General features: G+C 68.9%; 22 protein-coding genes. 10 read left to right on the top strand and 12 right to left on the bottom strand.

The window, feature by feature from the left end; translation table 11 throughout:
* From BIU82_RS19600 to BIU82_RS05495, 3 genes are all read right to left on the bottom strand, one after another.
* Nucleotides 1-185 (bottom strand): helix-turn-helix domain-containing protein (locus tag BIU82_RS19600; RefSeq protein WP_139146518.1); only part of this gene is annotated, 185 nt, incomplete at its 3' end.
* Between the two features lie 94 nt (nucleotides 186-279).
* Entirely contained in the window at nucleotides 280-732 is a 453-nt protein-coding gene (locus tag BIU82_RS05500) for a DUF1801 domain-containing protein (protein ID WP_070348461.1), read from the bottom strand.
* A 74-nt stretch (nucleotides 733-806) separates the two neighbouring features.
* Nucleotides 807-1,475, bottom strand: a complete 669-nt coding sequence (locus tag BIU82_RS05495; protein WP_070348460.1) for a GntR family transcriptional regulator — start codon at nucleotides 1,473-1,475, stop codon at nucleotides 807-809.
* A 106-nt stretch (nucleotides 1,476-1,581) separates the two neighbouring features.
* Between BIU82_RS05495 and BIU82_RS05490 the strand changes: the two genes are divergently transcribed.
* The 4 genes from BIU82_RS05490 to BIU82_RS05475 are packed head-to-tail and all read left to right on the top strand — an operon-like array spanning nucleotide 1,582 to nucleotide 7,194.
* The gene (locus BIU82_RS05490) at nucleotides 1,582-2,340 is read left to right on the top strand and encodes a 5-oxoprolinase subunit PxpA (protein ID WP_139146517.1); all 759 of its coding nucleotides are present in this window, start codon (nucleotides 1,582-1,584) and stop codon (nucleotides 2,338-2,340) included.
* A gap of 51 nt (nucleotides 2,341-2,391) precedes the next feature.
* Complete coding sequence (locus tag BIU82_RS05485) at nucleotides 2,392-3,729, top strand: MFS transporter (RefSeq protein ID WP_070348459.1); 1,338 nt, start codon at nucleotides 2,392-2,394, stop codon at nucleotides 3,727-3,729.
* Between the two features lie 37 nt (nucleotides 3,730-3,766).
* Complete coding sequence (locus tag BIU82_RS05480) at nucleotides 3,767-5,407, top strand: carboxyltransferase domain-containing protein (protein WP_253182696.1); 1,641 nt, start codon at nucleotides 3,767-3,769, stop codon at nucleotides 5,405-5,407.
* A gap of 8 nt (nucleotides 5,408-5,415) precedes the next feature.
* The gene (locus BIU82_RS05475) at nucleotides 5,416-7,194 is read left to right on the top strand and encodes a biotin carboxylase N-terminal domain-containing protein (protein ID WP_070348475.1); all 1,779 of its coding nucleotides are present in this window, start codon (nucleotides 5,416-5,418) and stop codon (nucleotides 7,192-7,194) included.
* Between the two features lie 2 nt (nucleotides 7,195-7,196).
* On the opposite strand, the gene BIU82_RS05470 is transcribed toward BIU82_RS05475, so the two are convergent.
* The 4 genes from BIU82_RS05470 to BIU82_RS05460 all read right to left on the bottom strand — a co-directional run bounded on the left by BIU82_RS05470 (nucleotide 7,197) and on the right by BIU82_RS05460 (nucleotide 9,490).
* Nucleotides 7,197-7,583 carry a hypothetical protein gene (locus tag BIU82_RS05470; protein WP_070348457.1) on the bottom strand — a complete coding sequence of 129 codons (387 nt, stop codon included), beginning with the start codon at nucleotides 7,581-7,583 and terminating at the stop codon, nucleotides 7,197-7,199.
* Between the two features lie 209 nt (nucleotides 7,584-7,792).
* Entirely contained in the window at nucleotides 7,793-9,073 is a 1,281-nt protein-coding gene (locus tag BIU82_RS05465) for a sigma-70 family RNA polymerase sigma factor (protein ID WP_070348456.1), read from the bottom strand.
* A gap of 44 nt (nucleotides 9,074-9,117) precedes the next feature.
* The gene (locus BIU82_RS19835; protein ID WP_171906504.1) at nucleotides 9,118-9,282 is read right to left on the bottom strand and encodes a hypothetical protein; all 165 of its coding nucleotides are present in this window, start codon (nucleotides 9,280-9,282) and stop codon (nucleotides 9,118-9,120) included.
* On the bottom strand, nucleotides 9,275-9,490 hold the full coding sequence (locus BIU82_RS05460; protein ID WP_139146516.1) for a hypothetical protein: 216 nt from the start codon (nucleotides 9,488-9,490) through the stop codon (nucleotides 9,275-9,277). The genes BIU82_RS19835 and BIU82_RS05460 overlap by 8 nt, the downstream gene beginning before the upstream one ends.
* 198 nt (nucleotides 9,491-9,688) lie before the next feature.
* On the opposite strand from BIU82_RS05460, the gene BIU82_RS05455 reads away from it, so the two are divergent.
* The 4 genes from BIU82_RS05455 to BIU82_RS05440 are packed head-to-tail and all read left to right on the top strand — an operon-like array spanning nucleotide 9,689 to nucleotide 12,842.
* Nucleotides 9,689-10,588: an isoprenylcysteine carboxylmethyltransferase family protein gene (locus BIU82_RS05455; RefSeq protein ID WP_253182695.1), complete on the top strand. Its 900-nt coding sequence runs from the start codon at nucleotides 9,689-9,691 to the stop codon at nucleotides 10,586-10,588.
* A gap of 51 nt (nucleotides 10,589-10,639) precedes the next feature.
* A complete protein-coding gene (locus BIU82_RS05450) occupies nucleotides 10,640-10,996 on the top strand; it encodes a metalloregulator ArsR/SmtB family transcription factor (protein ID WP_070348453.1) in 357 nt (118 codons plus the stop codon).
* Nucleotides 10,996-12,348: an FAD-dependent oxidoreductase gene (locus BIU82_RS05445; RefSeq protein WP_070348452.1), complete on the top strand. Its 1,353-nt coding sequence runs from the start codon at nucleotides 10,996-10,998 to the stop codon at nucleotides 12,346-12,348. Before BIU82_RS05450 ends, BIU82_RS05445 begins: the two co-directional genes overlap by 1 nt.
* Complete coding sequence (locus tag BIU82_RS05440; RefSeq protein WP_070348451.1) at nucleotides 12,345-12,842, top strand: GNAT family N-acetyltransferase; 498 nt, start codon at nucleotides 12,345-12,347, stop codon at nucleotides 12,840-12,842. The genes BIU82_RS05445 and BIU82_RS05440 overlap by 4 nt, the downstream gene beginning before the upstream one ends.
* A gap of 12 nt (nucleotides 12,843-12,854) precedes the next feature.
* Here the strand turns inward: BIU82_RS05440 and BIU82_RS05435 are convergent, their stop codons facing one another.
* The 5 genes from BIU82_RS05435 to BIU82_RS05415 all read right to left on the bottom strand — a co-directional run bounded on the left by BIU82_RS05435 (nucleotide 12,855) and on the right by BIU82_RS05415 (nucleotide 17,277).
* The gene (locus BIU82_RS05435; RefSeq protein ID WP_070348450.1) at nucleotides 12,855-13,748 is read right to left on the bottom strand and encodes a helix-turn-helix transcriptional regulator; all 894 of its coding nucleotides are present in this window, start codon (nucleotides 13,746-13,748) and stop codon (nucleotides 12,855-12,857) included.
* A 64-nt stretch (nucleotides 13,749-13,812) separates the two neighbouring features.
* Nucleotides 13,813-14,211: a nuclear transport factor 2 family protein gene (locus BIU82_RS05430; protein ID WP_070348449.1), complete on the bottom strand. Its 399-nt coding sequence runs from the start codon at nucleotides 14,209-14,211 to the stop codon at nucleotides 13,813-13,815.
* Between the two features lie 39 nt (nucleotides 14,212-14,250).
* Nucleotides 14,251-14,694, bottom strand: a complete 444-nt coding sequence (locus BIU82_RS05425; protein ID WP_070348448.1) for a hypothetical protein — start codon at nucleotides 14,692-14,694, stop codon at nucleotides 14,251-14,253.
* Nucleotides 14,695-14,982: 288 nt separating this feature from the next.
* A complete protein-coding gene (locus BIU82_RS05420) occupies nucleotides 14,983-16,653 on the bottom strand; it encodes a thiamine pyrophosphate-binding protein (RefSeq protein WP_070348447.1) in 1,671 nt (556 codons plus the stop codon).
* Between the two features lie 120 nt (nucleotides 16,654-16,773).
* A complete protein-coding gene (locus tag BIU82_RS05415; RefSeq protein ID WP_070348446.1) occupies nucleotides 16,774-17,277 on the bottom strand; it encodes an Lrp/AsnC family transcriptional regulator in 504 nt (167 codons plus the stop codon).
* Nucleotides 17,278-17,370: 93 nt separating this feature from the next.
* On the opposite strand from BIU82_RS05415, the gene hisC reads away from it, so the two are divergent.
* The gene (gene hisC, locus BIU82_RS05410) at nucleotides 17,371-18,468 is read left to right on the top strand and encodes a histidinol-phosphate transaminase (protein WP_070348445.1); all 1,098 of its coding nucleotides are present in this window, start codon (nucleotides 17,371-17,373) and stop codon (nucleotides 18,466-18,468) included.
* Between the two features lie 41 nt (nucleotides 18,469-18,509).
* Complete coding sequence (locus BIU82_RS05405) at nucleotides 18,510-19,967, top strand: amino acid permease (RefSeq protein ID WP_070348444.1); 1,458 nt, start codon at nucleotides 18,510-18,512, stop codon at nucleotides 19,965-19,967.
* Nucleotides 19,968-19,974 lie beyond the last annotated feature (7 nt).

Here is a 19,974-nt window from a genome sequence, read left to right as displayed (position 1 = left end):
GAGTGTTTCGTCGGCTTGGTCACCAACACCCCTTGCCCATGAATCCTCCACCGCCGATACAGCGACTTGACCGGCGTACTGGAGACACCCAGTAACCTGGCCGCCGCTTTGTACCCGATGCCCTCATCAAACAACGCTACAGCCGCCTCACGCTGTGCTGCGGCCAATGAACTACGTACGTGCATAAAACTGCTCCCCGGGAGTCGGAACTGAATTTCTCAGTCCAACTTCCGGGGAGCAGTTCAGTTCCGGGAGGGGGCGCCGTTGTTTGTGGTCCGCTTAGCCGGCGGCCTTCTTCACGAGCTCTGCGATCCGGGTCTCGACCTCCGGGGTCAGCTCCGTGAGGGCGTAGGCAACCGGCCACATCTCGCCGTCGTCCAACTGCGCGGGATCGTTGAAGCCGAGCGTGGAATAGCGGGTCTTGAACTTTCCCGAGCCCTGGAAGAAGCAGACAACCTTGCCGTTCCGCGCGTAGGCGGGCATCCCGTACCAGGTCTTTGGCTCGAGTTCCGGGGCGCTTTCCTTGACGATGGCGTGGATGCGTTCGGCCACGCCCCGGTCCGGTTCGGGGAGCTCAGCGATCTTGGCGAGCACCTCGCTTTCGCCGTCAGGCTTGGCTGCCTTGCCGGTGGTGCGGCGCTTTGCGGAGGACTTCAGCTCCTGCGCCCGTTCCTTCATGGCGGCGCGCTCTTCTTCGGTGAAGCCGTCGTAGGACTTGTTGCTTTCGGTCATGGCAGTTCCCCCTCTGTCGCTTGTGATGGGAGCAACGCTACGCGGGCGCGCCGGGGATGGCTTCTCCGGAACTGCTATTCCCCGTGGACGGCCCTCTGCTGCTCTTCGGAGCGGTTGAGGTACCCGGTCAGCAACTCGCCGGCGCGTTCCAATTCCCCGGCTTCGAGCGCGGCGCAGATGGCCTCGTTCTCCTCCAGCCAGGCGCTGTAGAAGTGCGCATCCGCGGTGGCCTTGTGGAAGTACAGGCGCATCTCGGCGAGGACGTGGCGCATGATCGTGTCCAGCCGTTTGCTCTCGGCCAGGGCCACGATGGCGCCGTGGAAGTGCTGGTTGGCGCTGCCGAGGGCGTCGTTGTCGTCGGCAGCTGCCGCGCGCTTGCCCTCCTCGACGGCGGCCCGCACGGCGGCGATCCGTTCCGGGCTTCCGCCGCCGCGGATGGAACTGACCTCGATGGCCCGCCGCACGGTATAGAGATCGTGGATATCTCCGGCTTCGAGGGTGGCCACGAAGACGCCGCGGTTCGGCTGGCGGACCACCAGGCGTTCGCTGGCAAGTTCGGCAAAGGCCTCGCGCACGGTGTTCCGCGAGACTCCCAGGTCCTCGGCGATGGTGGCCTCGGTGAGTCGTGCGCCGGGCAGCAGCATGCCCTCGGCCAGCTGATAGCGCAGTTCTTCGGCCACGCGTTCGGCCACGGAGGGCACGGCGATGCGGACACGTGCGCTGCTGGTCAGAGGAGGTGCCATGACATGAATTTACCCGATTGCCACATTTCCGGATCGAAGAATCGTTGAACAATCCGACGATGTAGTGCATCCTAGATGGACCACAGCCGATGAGATGAGGATCACAGTGGCAAGCATCGACCTGAACAGCGACGTCGGGGAGTCCTTCGGACGCTGGACCCTCGGCGACGACTCCGCGATGTTCCAGTCCGTCTCCAGCGCCAACGTGGCGTGCGGCTTCCACGCCGGCGACCCCAGCGTCATCCGCGCCACCGCGCAGAAGGCGGCGGAGGCCGGCGTCGTGATCGGAGCGCATGTGGGGTACCGGGACCTGGCGGGCTTCGGCCGCCGCTTCCTGGACGTGGATCCCGTCGAACTGGCTGACGACGTCGTGTACCAGATCGGCGCGCTGCAAGCCCTGGCTGCCACCGCCGGAGCCCGGGTCAAGTACGTGAAGCCGCACGGCGGCCTGTACAACGCGATCGTGGCGCACACCGCCCAGGCGCAGGCCGTCGTCGACGCCGTCAAGGCTGTGGACCCCAGCCTTCCGATCCTCGGGCTGCCGGGCTCGGAAGTCTTGCGGCTGGCCGAAAAGGCCGGGCTGCGCGCCGTGACCGAAGCGTTCGCCGACCGCGCCTACAACCCGGACGGCACCCTGGTCTCCCGCCGCCAGCCGGGAGCCGTGCTGCACGATCCCGCCGAGGTCGCCGAGCACGTGCTGCGCATGGCTACGGAACAGAAGGTCAAAGCGATCGACGGCTCCATCCTCGGCGTCCGCGCGGAGAGTATCTGCGTGCACGGCGACTCACCCGGCGCCGTGGCCATGGCCGCCGCCGTGAAGGCTGCCCTTGGCGACGCCGGCGTCACCATCGCCAGCTTCGCCTGAACCCAAACACCCCAAGAATCCCCAGCACCACCCTCACCCCCGGAGGAAACCATGACCACCAACAGCAAGGCGGCCGCCGCCGTGAAAAGGAAGCCGCCGGCCGGCGCGCTCAAGGCGTACATCGCCAGCCTCACCGGAACCTCGCTGGAGTACTACGACTTCGCCATCTACTCCGTGGCCTCGGCCCTGGTGTTCCCCAAGATCTTCTTTCCCGCGGGGGATGAGTTCGTGGGCCTGCTGCTCTCCTTCTCGGCCTTTGCGGTGGGCTACCTGGCCCGTCCGATCGGCGGCGTGGTGTTCGGCCGGCTCGGCGACAAGATCGGCCGCAAGTACGTGCTGGTCTTCACGCTGGTGCTGATCGGCGTCGCCACGGTCCTCATCGGCGCGCTGCCGGACTACACCGTCATCGGCGTCGCCGCCCCCACCATCCTGGTGCTGCTGCGACTGGCCCAGGGCATCGGCGTCGGCGGCGAATGGGGCGGCGCCGTGCTGCTCTCCAGCGAATTCGGCGACCCCAACAAGCGCGGCTTCTGGTCCTCCGCCGCCCAGATCGGGCCGCCCGCCGGCAACCTGCTGGCCAACGGCGTCCTGGCCGTCCTGGCCGCGTCCCTCAGCAACGAAGCGTTCCTCTCCTGGGGTTGGCGCGTGGCATTCCTGGCCTCGGCCCTGCTGGTGGCGTTCGGCCTGCTGATCCGCCTCAAGCTTGAGGAAACCCCGGTCTTCAAGGCCATCCAGGCCCACGGCGAACGCCCCAAGGCTCCCATCAAGGAAGTCTTCACCACCGAGCCCAAGGCGCTCATCTCGGCTGCCCTGTCCCGCGTCTGCCCGGATATCCTCTACGCCCTGTTCACGGTGTTCGTGGCCGTCTACGCCACCAAGCAGCTCGGCCTGACCACCGGCAATGTGCTGGCCGCCATCCTGATCGGCTCGGCCTTCCAGCTGTTCCTCATTCCGCTGGCCGGCGCCGTGACCGACCGCTTCAACCGCCGCCTGGTCTATGGCATCACCGCCGCCGCCACGGCCGCGTACATCCCGCTGTTCTTCCTCATGATCCAGGGCAAGTCCGTGGTGATGCTGACCGTCGGCGTGGTGATCGGCTTGGCGCTGCACGCCTTCATGTACGGCCCGCAAGCCGCCTACATCACCGAACAGTTCCCGGCCCGCCTCCGCTACGCGGGCAGCTCGCTGGCCTACACCTTGGCTGGCGTGATCGGCGGCGCCGTTGCTCCGATCATCTTCACCGCGCTCTACGGTGCAGCGTCGGGCGGCTGGTGGCTGATCGCGCTCTACCTGCTGGCCGCCTCTGCGGTGACGATCGTGGGCCTGCTGCTGGGCCGCGACCCGCAGCCGGAAGAGGACATCCAGCTCCTGCAGGACGCCCCGGCCTGAGCCGTTCCTGCCCGAGTTCTTGCTGAAGGAAACGATGATGGAGACCAGGATGCACACGGCCCGCAAGGTGCGCTCCGTCCGGCCTGTGGGGACCCGCGCGGTGCTCGCCGAATTGGACGGCATGGAGGACGTGCTGGCGTTGCAGGCGCAGCTGACCGCCTCCCCGTTGCCGGGCCAGTTGGACGTGCTTGCCGCGGCCGGGACCGTGATGGTGGTGGCTGAATCCGCCTCCGCGGCCCGCGCCATCGGCGCCCGGCTGCTGGAGCTCGAACTGGGCGGAGCGGCGGAAAGCGACAGTGCGTTGGTGGTCATCGACACCGTGTACGACGGCGAAGACCTGGCCGAAGTCGCCGAGCTCACCGGCCTGGGTGTGGACGGAGTCATTGCCGCGCACACCGGCCAGCTCTGGACTGTGGCCTTCGCGGGTTTCGCCCCCGGATTCGGTTACATGGTGGGCGAAAACCAGGCCCTCGAGGTCCCGCGCCGCTCCACCCCGCGCACCGCAGTCCCCGCCGGATCCGTGGCCTTGGCCGGGAACTACTCGGCGGTGTACCCGCGGCGCTCGCCGGGCGGCTGGCAGCTGATCGGCCGCACCGGCGCGCACATGTGGGACCTGGACCGGGAACAGCCCGCGCTGGTCCGGCCGGGGGACCGGGTGCAGTACCGGGCAGTCCGCGAAATCGTGGAACTTTCCGCTCCGGCACCCGCGGCTGCTGCCGAGCCCGCCACCGGGATCCGCATTGTTGCCCCCGGCGCGCTGAGCCTCGTCCAGGACCTGGGCCGGCGCGGCCACGGCGGCCTGGGCGTGTCCGCTGCCGGCGCCCTGGACCGGTCCTCCCTCCGCCGGGCCAACCGGCTGGTAGGCAACGCGCTCACGGCCGCCGCGATCGAGACCGTCAACGGCGGGCTCACCATCCAGGCTGTGGGGGACCAGGTGATTGCCGTGGCCGGTGCGCCGTCCAGCCTCACCATCACGCCGCCGTCGGACGCTGTTTCCGGCTCGAGTAACGACGACGGCGACGCCGGGCCCGCTGCGCCCCGCACCGTTGCGATGGCCACGCCGTTCGCGCTGCTCGACGGCGAGACCCTCACCATCGGTGCCCCGCAGGCCGGCTTCCGTACGTACCTCGCCGTCCGCGGCGGCGTCGATGCCCTGGCCGTGCTCGGCAGCCGCTCCACGGACACCCTGTCCGGGCTCGGACCGGCCCCCTTGGCTGCCGGGCAGGTGCTTGGCGTCGGAAGCGAAACGGAATCCGCCGCCGTCGGGAATCCCGAACTGCAGCCGGACTTTCCGGAACCCGGCAGCGTCACGGTGCTGGACATCGTGCCCGGTCCGCGTGACGACTGGTTCGATCCGTCCCAGCTCGAAGCCCTGTGCAGCCAGGACTGGCAGGTGACACCGCAGTCGAATCGGGTGGGCATGCGCCTGGCCGGCGAACCGCTCACGCGCAGCCGCGACGGCGAACTGCCCAGCGAAGGCACCATGGCCGGGGCGCTGCAGATTCCGCCCGCTGGCCTGCCCGTGCTGTTCCTGGCCGACCACCCGATCACCGGCGGCTACCCCGTGATCGCGGTGGTCACCGACGAGCACCTGGACCGCGCAGCGCAGGTCCCCATCGGCGGGAGCATCCGCTTCCGCGTTTTCCCTTCTTTTGCACGAACTTCGGCACGAAAGTGAGCACCCTGATGCGCAAGGTCCTGATCGCGAACCGCGGCGAAATCGCCGTCCGGATTGCCCGTGCCTGCGAGGACGCCGGCATTGATTCGGTGGCTGTTTACGCGGACATCGACGCCGACGCCATGCACGTGGGCGCCGCGGGCGAGGCGTACAGCCTGGGCGGCAACAGCCCGGCGGACACGTACCTGAACATCCCCAAGCTGCTGGACGTCGCGGCCCGTTCCGGCGCGGACGCCGTGCACCCCGGCTACGGTTTCCTGTCCGAGAACGCGGACTTCGCGCAGGCAGTGCTCGACGCCGGACTCGCCTGGATCGGGCCGTCACCGGAGGCGATCCGGCAGCTGGGCAACAAGATCACCGCCCGCGAAATCGCCGTCCGTGCCGGGGCGCCGCTGGTGGCCGGCAGCGACGGGCCGGTGGCGTCCGCCGCCGAGGCCCGGGCTTTCGCCGAGGAGCACGGACTGCCGATCGCCATCAAGGCGGCGTTCGGCGGTGGCGGGCGCGGTTTGAAGGTGGTCCGTGAGCTGGCCGAGGTTGAGGAGGCCTTCGATTCCGCCGTGCGCGAGGCCGTGGTGGCGTTCGGCCGGGGCGAATGCTTCGTGGAGCAGTACCTGGACCGCCCCCGGCACGTCGAGGCCCAGGTGCTTGCCGACGCCCACGGAAACGTGGTGGTGGTCGGCACCCGCGACTGCTCCCTGCAGCGCCGCCACCAGAAACTCGTGGAGGAAGCGCCCGCACCGTTCCTTACGGATTCGCAGCGTGAGTCGATCTACTCTGCGGCCAAGGCGATCTGCCGCGAGGCCGGCTACACGGGGGCCGGAACGGTGGAATTCCTGGTTTCGGCCAACGGCGCGGTGGCCTTCCTTGAGGTCAACACGCGCCTGCAGGTGGAGCACCCCATTACCGAAGAAACCTCCGGCGTGGACTTGGTGCAGGAGCAGCTCCGCATCGCAGACGGATTGCCTTTGAGTATTGCCGCGGATCCCGAGCCGCGCGGGCACTCCTTCGAATTCCGCATCAACGCCGAGGACGTGGGCCGCGGCTTCCTGCCCTCCCCGGGGACGGTTGCCGCTTTTGCCGGTCCCACGGGCCCGGGTATCCGCCTGGACGCCGGCGTCCGTGCCGGCTCCGTGGTGCCGCCGCAGTTCGATTCCCTGCTGGCCAAGCTGATCGTCACCGGCGCCGACCGGCAACAGGCCCTTCGCCGCGCCCGGCGCGCGCTGGCAGAGATGGAGATCTCCGGTGTTGCCACGGTGCTGCCGTTCCACCGGGCCGTGCTTGAAGCCCCGGAATTCACCTCCCCGGATGCGCTGGGGGTGCACACCCGCTGGATCGAAACCGAGTTCGCCGAACGTATCCCCGCGGACCCCGGATACAGTCCCGTGGCGCCCTCCGGTGAACGGCGCACCATCACGGTGGATGTGGATGGCAGGCGCTTTGCCGTCGGCCTGCCCGCCGATCTGTTGGACGGATGGGCGAGGTCGGGTGGCTCCTTGCCTTCTGTGGCGCTCGACGGCGGCGCTCCGGTTGCGGGCGACGCTTCCGGTGCCGCTGTTCCTGAGTCTGCTGTCCCCGAGTCCGCGCTGGTGTCCGGGATGGCCGGCACCGTGGTGAAGTGGCTGGTGGAGCCCGGATCGTCCGTTGCGGAAGGCGACCCGCTGGTGGTGCTCGAAGCCATGAAGATGGAAACCCAGGTGCCCGCGCACCGAGGCGGAACGCTCTCCTCCGTGCTGTCAGAAGCAGGCGCTGTCGTGTCGCCTGGCTCGGTGCTGGGGCATATCGAGTAAAACTAGTAGCCCGGTGGCCGTGGGTAGGAAACGACCGGCGTCGGCTTGAGCCGAAGGAGTCCGACGGCCAGGATCACCAGTCCGAGATACACCCAGGCCGCCCAGAAGATCGGCCGCCTTTCCATGGAAATGGCGAGGTCAATGGCATTGATCACCGAAAAGACAAAGCTCCCGCCGGAAACGATGACTGCGGTAACCAGCGGGGCGATCGCCCAAGTGCGCCGCGCAGCAAGGTTCCAGATGCCGGTTCCCAGCAAAGCGAGAAACATGAGCACGCCCAAGGCGGTGCTGGCCACCACCTCGTCGCGCTGGCCGTCGTCCAGGAAGTCGACAACGGGGAGGAGCTGCGAGTACAGCCAGACCCCGGCGGCGGCGCCAATCGCGCACATGACAAGGAGTGCAACACCGAGAGAGGTCCTGCCGACGCGGGAGCGCCTGGCGTTTCCATCCTCGACCGGCGGGAAAAGGACTGTTCGCGGGGGCGGAAACTGAGCGCTCATCGGGGCTCCTTGCAACAGGGGAGTACCCTGACGCGCCCCCACTGCGACGAATGTAGCAGCACGAGCGTCTTTTCGCCCCGGTTTTCCGGTGCCTATTCTTATCGCTGCGGCGGCGGACTTATCCGCGGCATGCAGAAGAACAGCACGTCGTTGCACGGCGGCCGCGCCGAGGTCGGAGCCGGGGCCGGAGTGGCCGTCGGGGGAGGCGCGGGTGGCTGCGTCGGCGTGGCGCTGGCGGTCGACGCCGGGCTCGGCGTTGTTGTCGACGACGGCGCGGTGGCCGCCGGCGAGTCAACCACCGGGGTGGTTTCCGCCGTCGGGTAGCTGGCGGAGCTGACCGCAGGGACCGGCACGACGGGACTCTTAGGAGGAGACGGCGACGGAGTGCTCCGCGGCGGAGCTTCCCGCGCCGGGCCGTCCTGGGAAGCGTCGCTTGGCGGAACTGCAGGCTGCGTCGCGGGAACCGCCGGCGCCGGAGAAGTGTTGCCGGCCAGGCTGAAGCCGCCCGCCACGGCGGCAACGGCCACGCACGTGGCGACGAGCGCCGTCGTCATCCCCGGAGCGGGCGGCCACAAACGTGGCCCCGGCAGCAGCACGGCCGTTCCTCCGGACACGGCGGCGCCGGCCGGAAGTAAGGGAACCAGGAACAGCGGAGCCAGGACCCCGCGCATGGTTGCCCCCACGTGCGTCAGTTCGGCCAGGACCTTGGCGCAGTCCTCGCAATCGCGGGTATGCTCCTTGGCCTTCCGCCGGTCCCGGGCGGCGCCCGTGCCGAGGACCGTCGCCGCAAGGAAGGGGAAGGTCGGCTCGCACTCGGGCCGGGGTGGAGTGGCGGCGTACGCGCTGAGGTATGCCTCCCGCAGCCCTTTGCGCGCACGCACAAGCAGGGCCGAGACGGCGCCCGGCTCCATGCCCAGGATCGGCGCGATACGCCGGGGCGGTTCCTTTTCCACCTCGGCATGCCACAGCACGGTCATCCACCGTGGCGGAAGGGACTGGAAGGCCCTGAGTGCGAGGCCCGGGTCGTTGCGGTGCAGGACAGCTTCCAGGGACGCGTCTTCAACAGGGGTATCACCGGTGCTGTCCACCGGTGTTTCCTTGGCTTGCTGGTTCCAGCGGTCGGTGGCCACGGTGCGTACGGTCCGCAGCAAGTAGGGCCGGAACATCTCTTCGGGACCTTTGCCGCGCTCCATGGCCGCGGCGACCTTGAGGAATGCTTCCTGCGCGACGTCCTCGGCGTCGGCCGTGTTGGCCATGAGCCGCCGCGCGTAGCGGAGGCCGGCGTCGTGGTGCCGGCTGTACAGCGCCTCCAAGGCAGCGGCGTCCCCGGAACGGCCGGAGCGGATGAGCTCCTCGTCCGAAATCTCAGTTGTGGTCATGATGTTCTTCCAGGTTTGCTGGACCGGGCCTGGCCCTCGCCACCCTACTCCTTCCGCATGCCGTGACGCTTCCGGCGCCTGGCCTGCCTGGCGCTGTGAACCAGCGCGATGCCGCTGAACAGCAGCAAAGACAGAGCTCCGACGGCGAGGGCGCCCAGGACGAAAAGGGCCAGCGTTCCTGCGTAAACGAGGAGGTTCAAATCAGGCATGGCCGGCCTGCCGGTTCAGGGCCGGAGTCCCGGTGGGCAGGTTGATGACCCGCCGCACCGCTTCCAGGACATCGCCGGTCAGGTTGAGGACCTGGACCGGATCCATGGAACTGGTGAGGGACTGGCGGTATTCGACGTACTTGTAGGTGAGCTCCCGCAGCCGTGCCGCATCCACGGCGACGAGTTCGGGAGAGGCTCCGTGCTCCATGGCTTTCTCCTTCTCAATGAGTCCGACAGGTGCCCTCCCCATCAGCACCCACATCTCTAGTACCGGCGAGGGGCCGATTTCATGACGGACTTTTATGTGGCCTTCCTCACGCGGCGGCTCGGGGCGCCCGGTTCGCTACGCTGAAGCCACTGTTTGTTCCGGCCTCACCTGCCGGGTTCCGGATGATCGGTGGTGTGCGTGGTTCTGTGGGGGCGGGCCTATTTCGCGGCGCAGGCGCTCGCCGGCGCGATCTGGTGGGTGCTGGTTTTCACGATGCCCGCAGTGCGCGAGGCGACGCTCGGCAGCCTTGACCCGGTCATCGTCGCCGCCTTCGACCTTCCCCTTTTCGTCCTGGCGTCAGCAGCGGCCGCAGCAGGCAGCCGCGCGGCCGCTGTAGTGGGCGCCGGCTGGACGGTGATTGTCGCCGTCGTGCTGGCGGCTTACGCGACGGTCACCGGCGAGGCGGGCTGGGGCGTGTTGGCCATGGCAGCCGCGACGGCGGGCTCCCTGCTGGCGCTGAGCGCCGTGTGGCTGGGCCGGATTCCGAATGAGTGGCTCCTCCGCGGTCCGTTCGCCTTCCGTTCTGCCCCGCGGACGGCGGGGACGAACCATGTGGCCAGGACGTTTGCCCAGCTGGTGGTGTTCTGGGGATTCTTCCTGGCCGTGGTGCCACTTGCGGTCCAGCTCCTCGAAATGCGCTGGGGTGTGGGCCTGCCGTTTCCGTGGTTTGCATGGCTTGCCGGAGCGGTGATCCTGGCGGCGGCCAGCGTGCTCGGGATCGCCTCGGCGGTGGCCATGTCCACGCGAGGCGAGGGCACTCCGCTGCCTTCGGCGATGGCCAACCGGCTGGTGGTTGCCGGGCCGTACCGCTGGGTCCGCAATCCGATGGCGCTCGCGGGCATCACCCAAGGCGTGGCGGTCGGCCTGATCCTGCAGTCGTGGCTGGTGGTGGCGTACGCGGTGGCCGGTTCGCTGCTGTGGAACTACGCCATCCGGCCGCTGGAGGAAGCCGACCTTGAAGACCGCTTCGGCGAGGACTTCAGGCGGTACCGCGAGGACGTGCGGTGCTGGGTGCCGCGGGTGCCGGCATCGAGATAATCCTTGTCCCAACCCTTGATTGCCGACATAGACGGTTGTATATATTTACGTATGTCTATGTCTCTGGCGCCCGCAAAACAAGCCTCGCCGCTGGGGTGCTGCGCCCCGCTGTCCCGCGAGCCACTCACTGAAGAAGGCGCTGAGCGCGCTGCCGCTCTCCTGAAGGCCCTGGGCGATCCGGTTCGGCTGCGCCTGATGTCCCTGGTGGCCTCGCGCGACGGCGGGGAAGCCTGCGTCTGCGATCTCAACGACGCCTTCGAACTCTCCCAGCCGACCATCAGCCACCACCTGAAAGTCCTGCACGAGGCGGGACTGCTGGACCGGGAAAAGCGCGGCGTGTGGGTCTACTACCGCGCCCGGACCGAGGTCCTGAACGAGCTCGCCGCCCTGATCGGAGGCGCAGCCTGATGAACGGAAACCCGCTGCCCGTCGCCGTGATCGGTGCCGGACCTGTCGGACTCGCGGCCGCGGCCCATCTGCTGGAACGCGGACTGGAACCGCTGCTGCTCGAGGCCGGCCCCGCCGTCGGCTCCGCCATCCGCGCCTGGGGCCATGTCCGCCTCTTCTCCACCTGGCGTTACAACCTCGACGCCGCCGCCGTCCGCCTGCTCGAAGGCACCGGCTGGGTGCCGCCCCGGCCTACCGCGCTGCCGTACGGGGCGGAAATCGTGAGCGACTACCTTGAGCCCTTGGCGGCAACGCCGCAGCTCAAGGGGAGGATCCGGACCGGTTCGAGGGTCATCGCCGTGACCCGTCACGGCCTGGACAAGGGCCGCAGCGCGGGCCGGGACAAGGCCCCATTCCTGCTGCGGATCCAGCACGCCGACGGCGGCACTTCGGAACTGCTGGCCCGTGCGGTGATCGACGCCTCGGGCACCTGGAACACCCCCGCGCCACTTGGCGCCTCCGGCCTGTCCGCACCGGGAGAAGCCGAAGCCCGGGCGGCCGGCTTGGTCCCCGCCCCGTTGCCGGACGTCTTCGCGGACGGCTTTGCCGGCCGGAGGACCCTGGTGGTCGGGGCCGGGCATTCGGCGGCGAACATGGTGCTGGACCTGGCCCGGTTGGCCCGCAGCAACCCCGGAACCGAGGTGGCCTGGGTCATCCGCGCGGACAGCCCCGCCCGCGCGTACGGCGGTGGCGACGCCGACCAGCTGCCCGCCCGCGGCCAGCTCGGCACCCGGCTCCGCACCGCCGTCGAAAGCGGCGCCGTCCGGCTCCTGGCGGGCTTCCGGACCGCCCGCATTGACGTGCGCGGCGACGGCGCGACGGTCCACGCCGAGGACGGCCGCAGCATCGAGGTGGACCGGATCATTCCCGCCACCGGCTTCCGTCCGGACCTTGGCATGCTGTCCGAACTCCGCTTGGAGCTTGACCCCGCGGTGGATGCCCCGAAGGCGCTCGGCCCCCTGATCGATCCGGATTTCCACAGCTGCGGAACAGTCCCGGCGCACGGAGCGGCGGTCCTGGCCCACCCGGAGAAGGACTTCTACCTGGCGGGCATGAAATCCTACGGCCGGGCACCCACGTTCCTGCTGGCAACCGGCTACGAACAAATCCGCTCCATCGCCGCCGCCCTGGCCGGAGACGCCGCCGCGGCGTCCGCCGTCGAACTCGAACTCCCCGAAACGGGCGTCTGCTCCACCGGCCTGGCGGACACGGACGCCGATTCATGCTGCGGAGACGCCGGCCCCGTTCCGGTCACCCTGGGCTTCGCCAGCGGGCTGCAGCACGGCCGCGCGGCGGAAACGGCCGCCCCGTGAGTAGGGCCGTCATCCGGCCGATGGTTCCTGCCGACTGGGCGGAGGTCGAGGCCATCTGGGCCGAAGGCATCGCCACCGGAAACGCGACGTTCGAGGCCGTGCCGCCATCCTGGGCGGACTTTGACAGCAGCCGACGGCGGGACTTGCGCCTGGTGGCCGAGCTCGGCGGGCGGGTGCTTGGCTGGGCCGCGGCCTCTCCGGTGTCCGTGCGCCCGGTCTACCGGGGCGTGGTGGAACACTCCGTTTACGTGGGCAGCGAGGCGCGAGGCAAGGGACTCGGGCGGCGGTTGCTGGCAGAGTTCATTGAGCACTGCCAGGCGCAGGGCGTGTGGACCATCCAGTCCACGATCTTCCCGGAGAACACCGCCTCGCTCGGTCTTCATCACAGCCTTGGTTTCGTCAGTGTCGGCATCCGGCAGCGGATCGGCCTGATGGACTATGGGCCCCACGCGGGAGTGTGGCGGGACACGGTCCTGCTGGAGCGGCGGAGCTAGCCGGCCCTGGAGTTACCCCGCGTGCTGCTTTCCGGCTCCCTGCCCGCTTGTCTTCGCGTACTCCGTGGCCGCCCAGGAGGCGAGCAGGCGCATGGCTTCCTCTGACGGGGAGGCAGGTTCAGCGGCATAGATGGTCAGGCTGAGGCCGGGCTCGGCGGCCATTTCGAGGCCTTCGTACGCCACCGTGATCTCGCCGACCACCGGGTGGCGGAACGTCTTGAAGCCGGTGCCATGCTGGCGGACGTTGTGCAGGCTCCAACGACGGCGGAACTCCTCGCTCCGTGTGCTCAGCTCGCCTATCAGCTCGTGGAGTTCCTTGTTGTGCGGATCGCGGCCGGCTTCGGTGCGCAGGATGGCTACGGTGATATCTGCGGCGGCGTCCCAGTCCGCATAGAAGTGCTTGCTGCGCTCGTCGAGGAAGGTGTAGCGGGCCAGGTTGGGTGGCTGGCCGGGCATATCGTAGACGTCCTTGTAGAAGGCGCGGGCCAAGGAATTGACGGCAACCAGGTCCATCCGGCCGTTCCGGATAAAAGCCGGTCCCGCCGTCACAGCGTCGAGCACCCATTGGAGGCTGGCATGCGGAGCCCAGCTCTTGGCGCTGCGCCGCTTGGGCGGCCGGGCTACCGGGCTTGCCGCATGGGCGAGGTCGAAGAGGTGGGCGCGTTCGGCGTCGTCCAGGCGCAGCGCGCGGGCCAGCGCGTCCAGGATCTCGGGGGAGGCGCCGCTGATGGACCCCCGCTCCAGGCGTGTGTAGTACTCCACGCTTACGCCGGCGAGTGTTGCCACCTCGCTGCGGCGCAGGCCGGCCACGCGCCGGTTGCTCCCGGTGGGCAGCCCGATGTCTTCGGGGGAGATGCGGGCCCGGCGGGAGGTCAGGAATTCGCGAACGTCGGCACGGTTGTCCATGAATTCACCATAGGCGTGTACCGGCTGGTGAAGGAGACCCTTCGAGTACCTGCCTCCGGCCGCCTTACTCTGCCACCGTATCCGCGTGCCGGTGAACCACCCTCCATTCGCCGTCCTCGCGGCGGTAGACCTGGGTGACCCGCAGGACGTAGCTTCCGGGTTCGCCGTTGACAGAAACCGAGGTGCGTTCAAGGCCCGCCGTGTAGGCCATATCGCCCGATACGTCGTAGGACTGCAGCTCGAATGCGTAGGAGATGCAGTCGGAGAAGGAGCGCTCAAGGAAGGCGAAGACCTCGTTCACTTCGTCCTGCCCGAACGCGTTGCGCCACGCACCCAGGATGCTCACGGGATCGTTGCGTGACCAGATGGCCCGGCGCGGAGCCGAGTCGCCGTTGTGGAGGGCCAGTTCAGCTTGGTAGAGCGTGGACTTTACCCATGACAGGAAGTCGTCGTTGGCAGCCATGCCTCAGTATGGCCCCGGGTGGGGAGATTGGACAGGGTGCTAGCCGGAGTGGCGTTCCCAGTAGGCATCGGCCGCTTCGAGGAGCCGCCGGCGGGCTATCCGTTCCCCGCGGATCGGATAGGCTGCCGGGTCTCCGGGGGGCCCGCCAGCGTCTGCGCCGGGGACGTTGATGACAGCGATGGCGACGGCGGCAGGGACCGAAAACAGGGCCATCAGGGCAAGGACCAAGCCATACTTCGGGCCAGGTTTGTCGCCGGATCTGGTGCGCAAGCTGAATCCGCAAAGCCCGGTCCCGGGGGTCGCGCCGCGGGCGAGGAACGCCCAGTACGCCGCCACCGCTGCAGTCAGCAACCCGAGGGCGACGGCGGCCGGGCCACCGAGGGCGAACACCAGGACCGCCGGCGTCCACACGATGAGGGAGTCGAGCAACACGGCAAGAAGCAGCGACGGCCAGTCAACGATCTCGGGTTCGGCGGCGTCCATCCGGTGATTGTTTCACGCAGGCGCGGAGTGGCGCCGAGGGTGCGCGGCCGCCGTCGCATCTTGCTCAATTGATCCTGCAGATCAGGCGGGTTTCGCGGCCGGGAGGTCGCGTGATCTGCAAGATTGATCGCGGTGCTGGCGGAATCCCCATCGCCGTACCTTGACGCTCCTCCCCAGTTGCTCTCGGAATCTTGTCCGCCGCCCGCGCAAACACGGGGCGTCAGAAGTATGCCGGGCGAAGCAACCGGGACGGAGCGGTGCTACCGGAGCCCGCTGGGCCGCAGACCCCTACCCCGCCACCTTCTCCTTCGCGGCCTGCGAGGCCTTCATCCACTCGCTCAGCCACGGCGCGCGGACGCTGGACGTGATCCGGCAGTCCGCCACGAACGTTCCGCGCGCGCCGGTGTCGATCCAGTCCTGCAGCGCCTCGAGATCCGAGAGGGTGCGGATGACCGCCGACTCTGCACCAAGCGCGCGGGCAATACCGCTGAAGTCCACTTCGGGGATCAGCATCGGCTTTTCGGTGAGGCCTTGGGAGCCGTACTGGTGGATTTCCGCTCCGTAGGCGGCGTCGTTGTAGATCACCACGATGGCGCTCTTCGCCGCGCCCACCAGTGACTCGAGGTCGGACAGGCCCATGAGGAAGCCGCCGTCGCCGGACGCCAGGACCAGGGTGCGGCCGTCCTCGATGGAGCGCGCCGCCCCCACCGCGCTGGCCAGGCCAAGCCCGATGGTCTGGTACGCCGTACCCACCATCACCAGGTCCTGCGGCCGCGGGATGCGCCAGTACATGGGTGCCCAGCCGAGGAAGTGCCCGCCGTCCTGGACCACCGTGCGGCGCTCCGGAAGGATGCCGTCCAGGGCTGTGGCCAGGGCCCGCGGGTCCAGCCGGCCGTCCGCGGTGTCCGCGGAACCGGGGTGATGCCCGGCGCCGGACGCCAGCCGCTTCCGGGCCTCCGCCCGCCAAGCCGCGGCGCGTCCGGAGGGAACCGCACCGCCGTCAAGCAGTTCCAGCAGCCGCTTCGCTGCCGCCTTCGCGTCCGCGCTGATGAACATGTCCACCCGCGGGTTCGTGGGCTGCAGGGCGGTATCGATCTGCACCAGCACGCTGTCCGGCCCGATCAGGTGGCCGAAGCGCATGGTGAACGGGCTCAGGCTCGCGCCGGCCACCAGGACCACGTCGGCTTCGCCCATGAGCCCTGCCGCGGTGTCCGTGCCGAAGCCACCCGCGACGCCGAGATACCCCTCGCCCTCCAGCAGGTTCAGTGCCAGCGCGGTGCCGGCGGTCAGGGCGCCGAGCCGGTCGGCGAGCTCCCGGAGTTCGGGTGCCGCTCCGGCGAGGTGCGCGCCGCGGCCGGCCAGGATCAGCGGCCGCTTCGCCGAAGCGAGCAGTTCGGCAACCCGCCCGAGTCCGCCGTTGACGTCGGACGGAACCGGAGCTGCCGACGCCGCCGGAAGTTCTTCGTCCGCCGCTTCAGCTGCGGCGAGGTCGTACGGGATGGCAATCACGACGGCGGTGCGCTTGGTGAGCGCGTACTCCACCGCCTGCCGGGTGATGGAGCCCGCGGATTCGCGGGTGACGGTGAACGTCGCCGCGCCGAGGCCGGCAGCGATGGCGGCCTGGTCCACGTCCCAGGGGCGGGGTCCGGTGCTGGGCGCGTCGCCGGTCACGAGGACCACGGGGATCTGCGCCTGGACCGCTTCGGCGAGGGCCGTCAGGGCGTTGGTGTAGCCCGGGCCGTAAGTCGTAGTTCCCGCGGCGAGCCGTCCGGAGGCGCGGTAGTAGGCGTCGGCCGCGGCGATCGCGGCACCTTCATGGCGCACGGGGGAGAAGCGGAGGCCCTGCTTCTCGGCGGCATCCAGGAAGTAGACATTCCCGTTGCCCATGACGCCGAATACATCGCTGAGGTAGCCGCTGAGGACCTGTGCCACGCGGCCGGAGACGGTCAGTGAAGTCATGCAGGAATCTTCGGATCACCGCACTGTGCTGGCAACACCCGAAAATTCTGATGGGATATTTGGCAGTTTCCAGCAGTGGATAGTGAAAATCTGCACAAGTGTGGCGTGCGCCACTAAGGTTCAGCCCTGCGGCTTGCTTTCCTGCTCCGACAGCCTGTTGAGGAGGCCATCGTAGCGGGGCGGCATGAGTTCGAGCACCGAGATCGCCGTGCTGGTGCGCTGGATGCCTTCGATTTCGAGGATCTGGTTGGTGATGCGGTAAAGATCGGCGGTATCGCGGGCCACCACCTTCGCCATCAGGTCGGCGTCTCCGGTGGTCGCGTGTACCTCGATGACCTCGGGGATTCCTTCCAGGCCGTTCTCCACCGAGCCGGCGCGGGTTTGGCTGATGGCCAGGGACAGGAACGCCATGAGCCCGTAGCCAAGTGCCGCGGGATCCAGCCTGCGGCTGAAAGAACGCAGGGCGCCGCTGCGCTCAAGCCGTGAGAGGCGCGCGTGCACCGTATTACGCGCGACGCCGAGGATCCGGGAAAGCGCCAAGGCGCTCGCTTCCGGGTCCTTGTCCAGGGCGAGGATGATCCGGGCATCGAGGGAATCAAGGTTGCGGGCACCAGGGATGGTCATATTTTCACCACGGCTAGTAGAAGTTGAGCAGAAATCCCAATGTGCTCAGCGTATCTTGCAATGTGCTCCGGGTCACTTTCATCATCGAGCCTCATGAGCCTTTCGAGCACCGAGCTGCTTCCCACCGCCGTCCGACCCGCCCTGCGTGCGGCAGTCTCCGGACTCCCGTCCTACGTTCCGGGCCGCCGCGGCACGGGCGTGGACATCGCCGCCCTCGCCAGCAACGAAAGCCACCACGAACCGCTGCCCGCTGCCGCCGCCGCGGTGGCCGAAGCGGCAGCCCGCATGAACCGCTACCCGGACATGGCCGCCGTCGGGCTCCGGGAACGGATCGCCGCGCAGTTCGGGGTCAGCGCAGACGAAGTGGCCGTGGGTCCCGGCAGCGTGGGCGTGCTGCAGCAGATCATCACCGGATTATGCGACGCCGGAGACGAAGTGGTCTTCGCATGGCGCTCCTTCGAGGCCTACCCGATCCTGGTGGAAGTGGCCGGGGCCCGCGCCGTGCGCGTTCCCCTGGACGCTGCCGAGGGCCACGACCTCGACGCGATGGCCGCCGCCGTCACGGAGCGGACCAAGGTGATCCTGCTCTGCACCCCCAACAATCCCACCGGCGTTCCGATCAGCCACGAACGCATCGAGGCTTTCCTGCGCTCGGTGCGCTCCGACATCCTGGTGGTGATCGACGAAGCCTACGTGGAATACGCCGACGCCGGCAGCGGACCGGATTCGCTCGGGCTGTACCGCGCCTTCCCGAACGTGTGCATCCTGCGGACCTTCTCCAAGGCCTACGGCCTGGCCGGGCTGCGCGTCGGATACGCCGTGGCGACGCCGGAGATCGCCGAAGGCCTGCGCCGCACCGCCATCCCTTTCGGCGTGACCGCCCTGGCCCAGGCCGCCGCAATCGCCTCGCTCGACGCGGCGGACGAGATGGAGGCGAGGGTCGCCGTCGTCAAGGAAGAACGCGCCCGCATGGCCGCCATCCTGGAGGACCGCGGTTGGACGCTGCCCCGCAGCCAGGGCAACTTCCTGTGGATCCGGACCGACGACGAACTCCGCCCCCGGCTCATGGACGCCTTCGATAACGCCGGCATCCTGGTCCGCGCCTACCAGGGCGACGGCATCCGGATCACTGTGGCCGACCCCGCCTCCAACGACCGTGTGCTCGCGGTCCTGGAAAGCTTCACAGCCTGACCCCCAACACCCCGTTCCACCTCTTACCCAAAGGACTCCCCATGGAACAACGGACAATGACGTCTGCCCGCGCCGCCTCCGCCCCGGAACCCGGTGGCCGGTCGCTCGGCGCGGCCCTCAAGCCCCGCCAGCTCACGATGATGGGCCTCGGCAGCGCCATCGGCGCAGGCCTCTTCATCGGATCCGGCGCCGGCATCCAGGCTGCCGGGCCCGCCGTGCTGATTTCCTATCTCGTGGCGGGCACGCTCATCATCCTGGTGATGTGGGCCCTCGGTGAGATGGCCGCCGCCAATCCGGACAGCGGCGCGTTCTCCGTCTACACCGCCCGCGCCTTCGGCCCGGTGGCCGGTGCCACCGTGGGCTGGCTCTGGTGGCTGCAGCTGGTGGTGGTGATCGCGGCCGAAGCACTCGGCGCCGCGGCCCTGCTGGCCACGATCTTCCCGGCACTCCCGGTCTGGCTCATGGCCTTCATATTCATCGCCGTGCTGACCGCCGTGAACCTTACCCGCGTGAAGAACTTCGGCGAATTCGAATTCTGGTTCGCCCTGCTCAAGGTCGCCGCGATCGTCGGCTTCCTGCTGGTCGGTGCCGCGCTGCTCTTCGGCTGGATCCCCGGCGTTCCGTCTCCGGGCTTGGCGAACTTCGGCGGAGAAGGCTTCGCTCCGAACGGCTTCGCGGGCATCGCAACGGCGCTCTTCGTGGTGGCCTTCGCCTTCGGCGGCACTGAAATCGTCTCCGTGGCGGCCGCCGAAACCGAGGATCCCGCCCGCAGCGTGGGCAAGGCCGTCCGCACCGTGCTGTGGCGCATCCTGGTGTTCTACATCGGCGCCATCTTCATCATCGCCGCCGTCATCCCGGTCGGCTCGGCCGGGCTCAAGAGCCCCTTCGCCGCCGTGCTCGACGCCGCCGGCATGCCCGGCGCGGCCACCGCCATCACCCTGGTCGCCGTCGCGGCCCTGCTCTCCGCGCTCAACGCCAACCTCTACGGCGCCTCCCGCATGGCGTTCTCCCTGGCCGAACGCGGCGAGGCTCCCCGCTCGCTCGCCTTCGTCTCCAAGGCGCAGGTCCCGGTGGTGGCGGTCCTCGCGAGCGTCTCCTTCGGCGTCGTGACCGCAGTGCTCGAGGTGATCTTCCCGGACAAGGTGCTCCCGGTCCTGCTGAACATCGTGGGCTCCACCTCGCTGCTGGTGTGGACCTCCGCGCTCCTGGCCCAGCTGGCGCTCCGCCTCCGTGCCGACCGCGAAGGAACCGCCCTGCCCCTGCGGATGGCCGGCTTCCCGTGGCTGACGGGCATCGGCCTGCTCATCCTCGCGGCGATCTTCGTGGTCGGCTTCATCGGCGAAGACTCCCGCCCGCAGCTTGTGAGCACCTTCGTGCTGGTGGGCGTCCTGGCGGCGGCGAACTGGCTGCACCACCGGACGGCGAAGCCCGGTTCCGGCAAGGGGCCCGACGGCGCCGGCTCACCTGAGCGCGCGAAGGCTGCGGTTCCGGCCGGCTAGGGTTTCC

This window comes from Arthrobacter sp. SW1, from assembly GCF_001766675.1.
Taxonomy (GTDB): domain Bacteria; phylum Actinomycetota; class Actinomycetes; order Actinomycetales; family Micrococcaceae; genus Arthrobacter.
The sequence above is the reverse complement of the archived record's forward strand: the minus strand, read 5'-3'. Positions and strand labels throughout refer to the sequence as shown.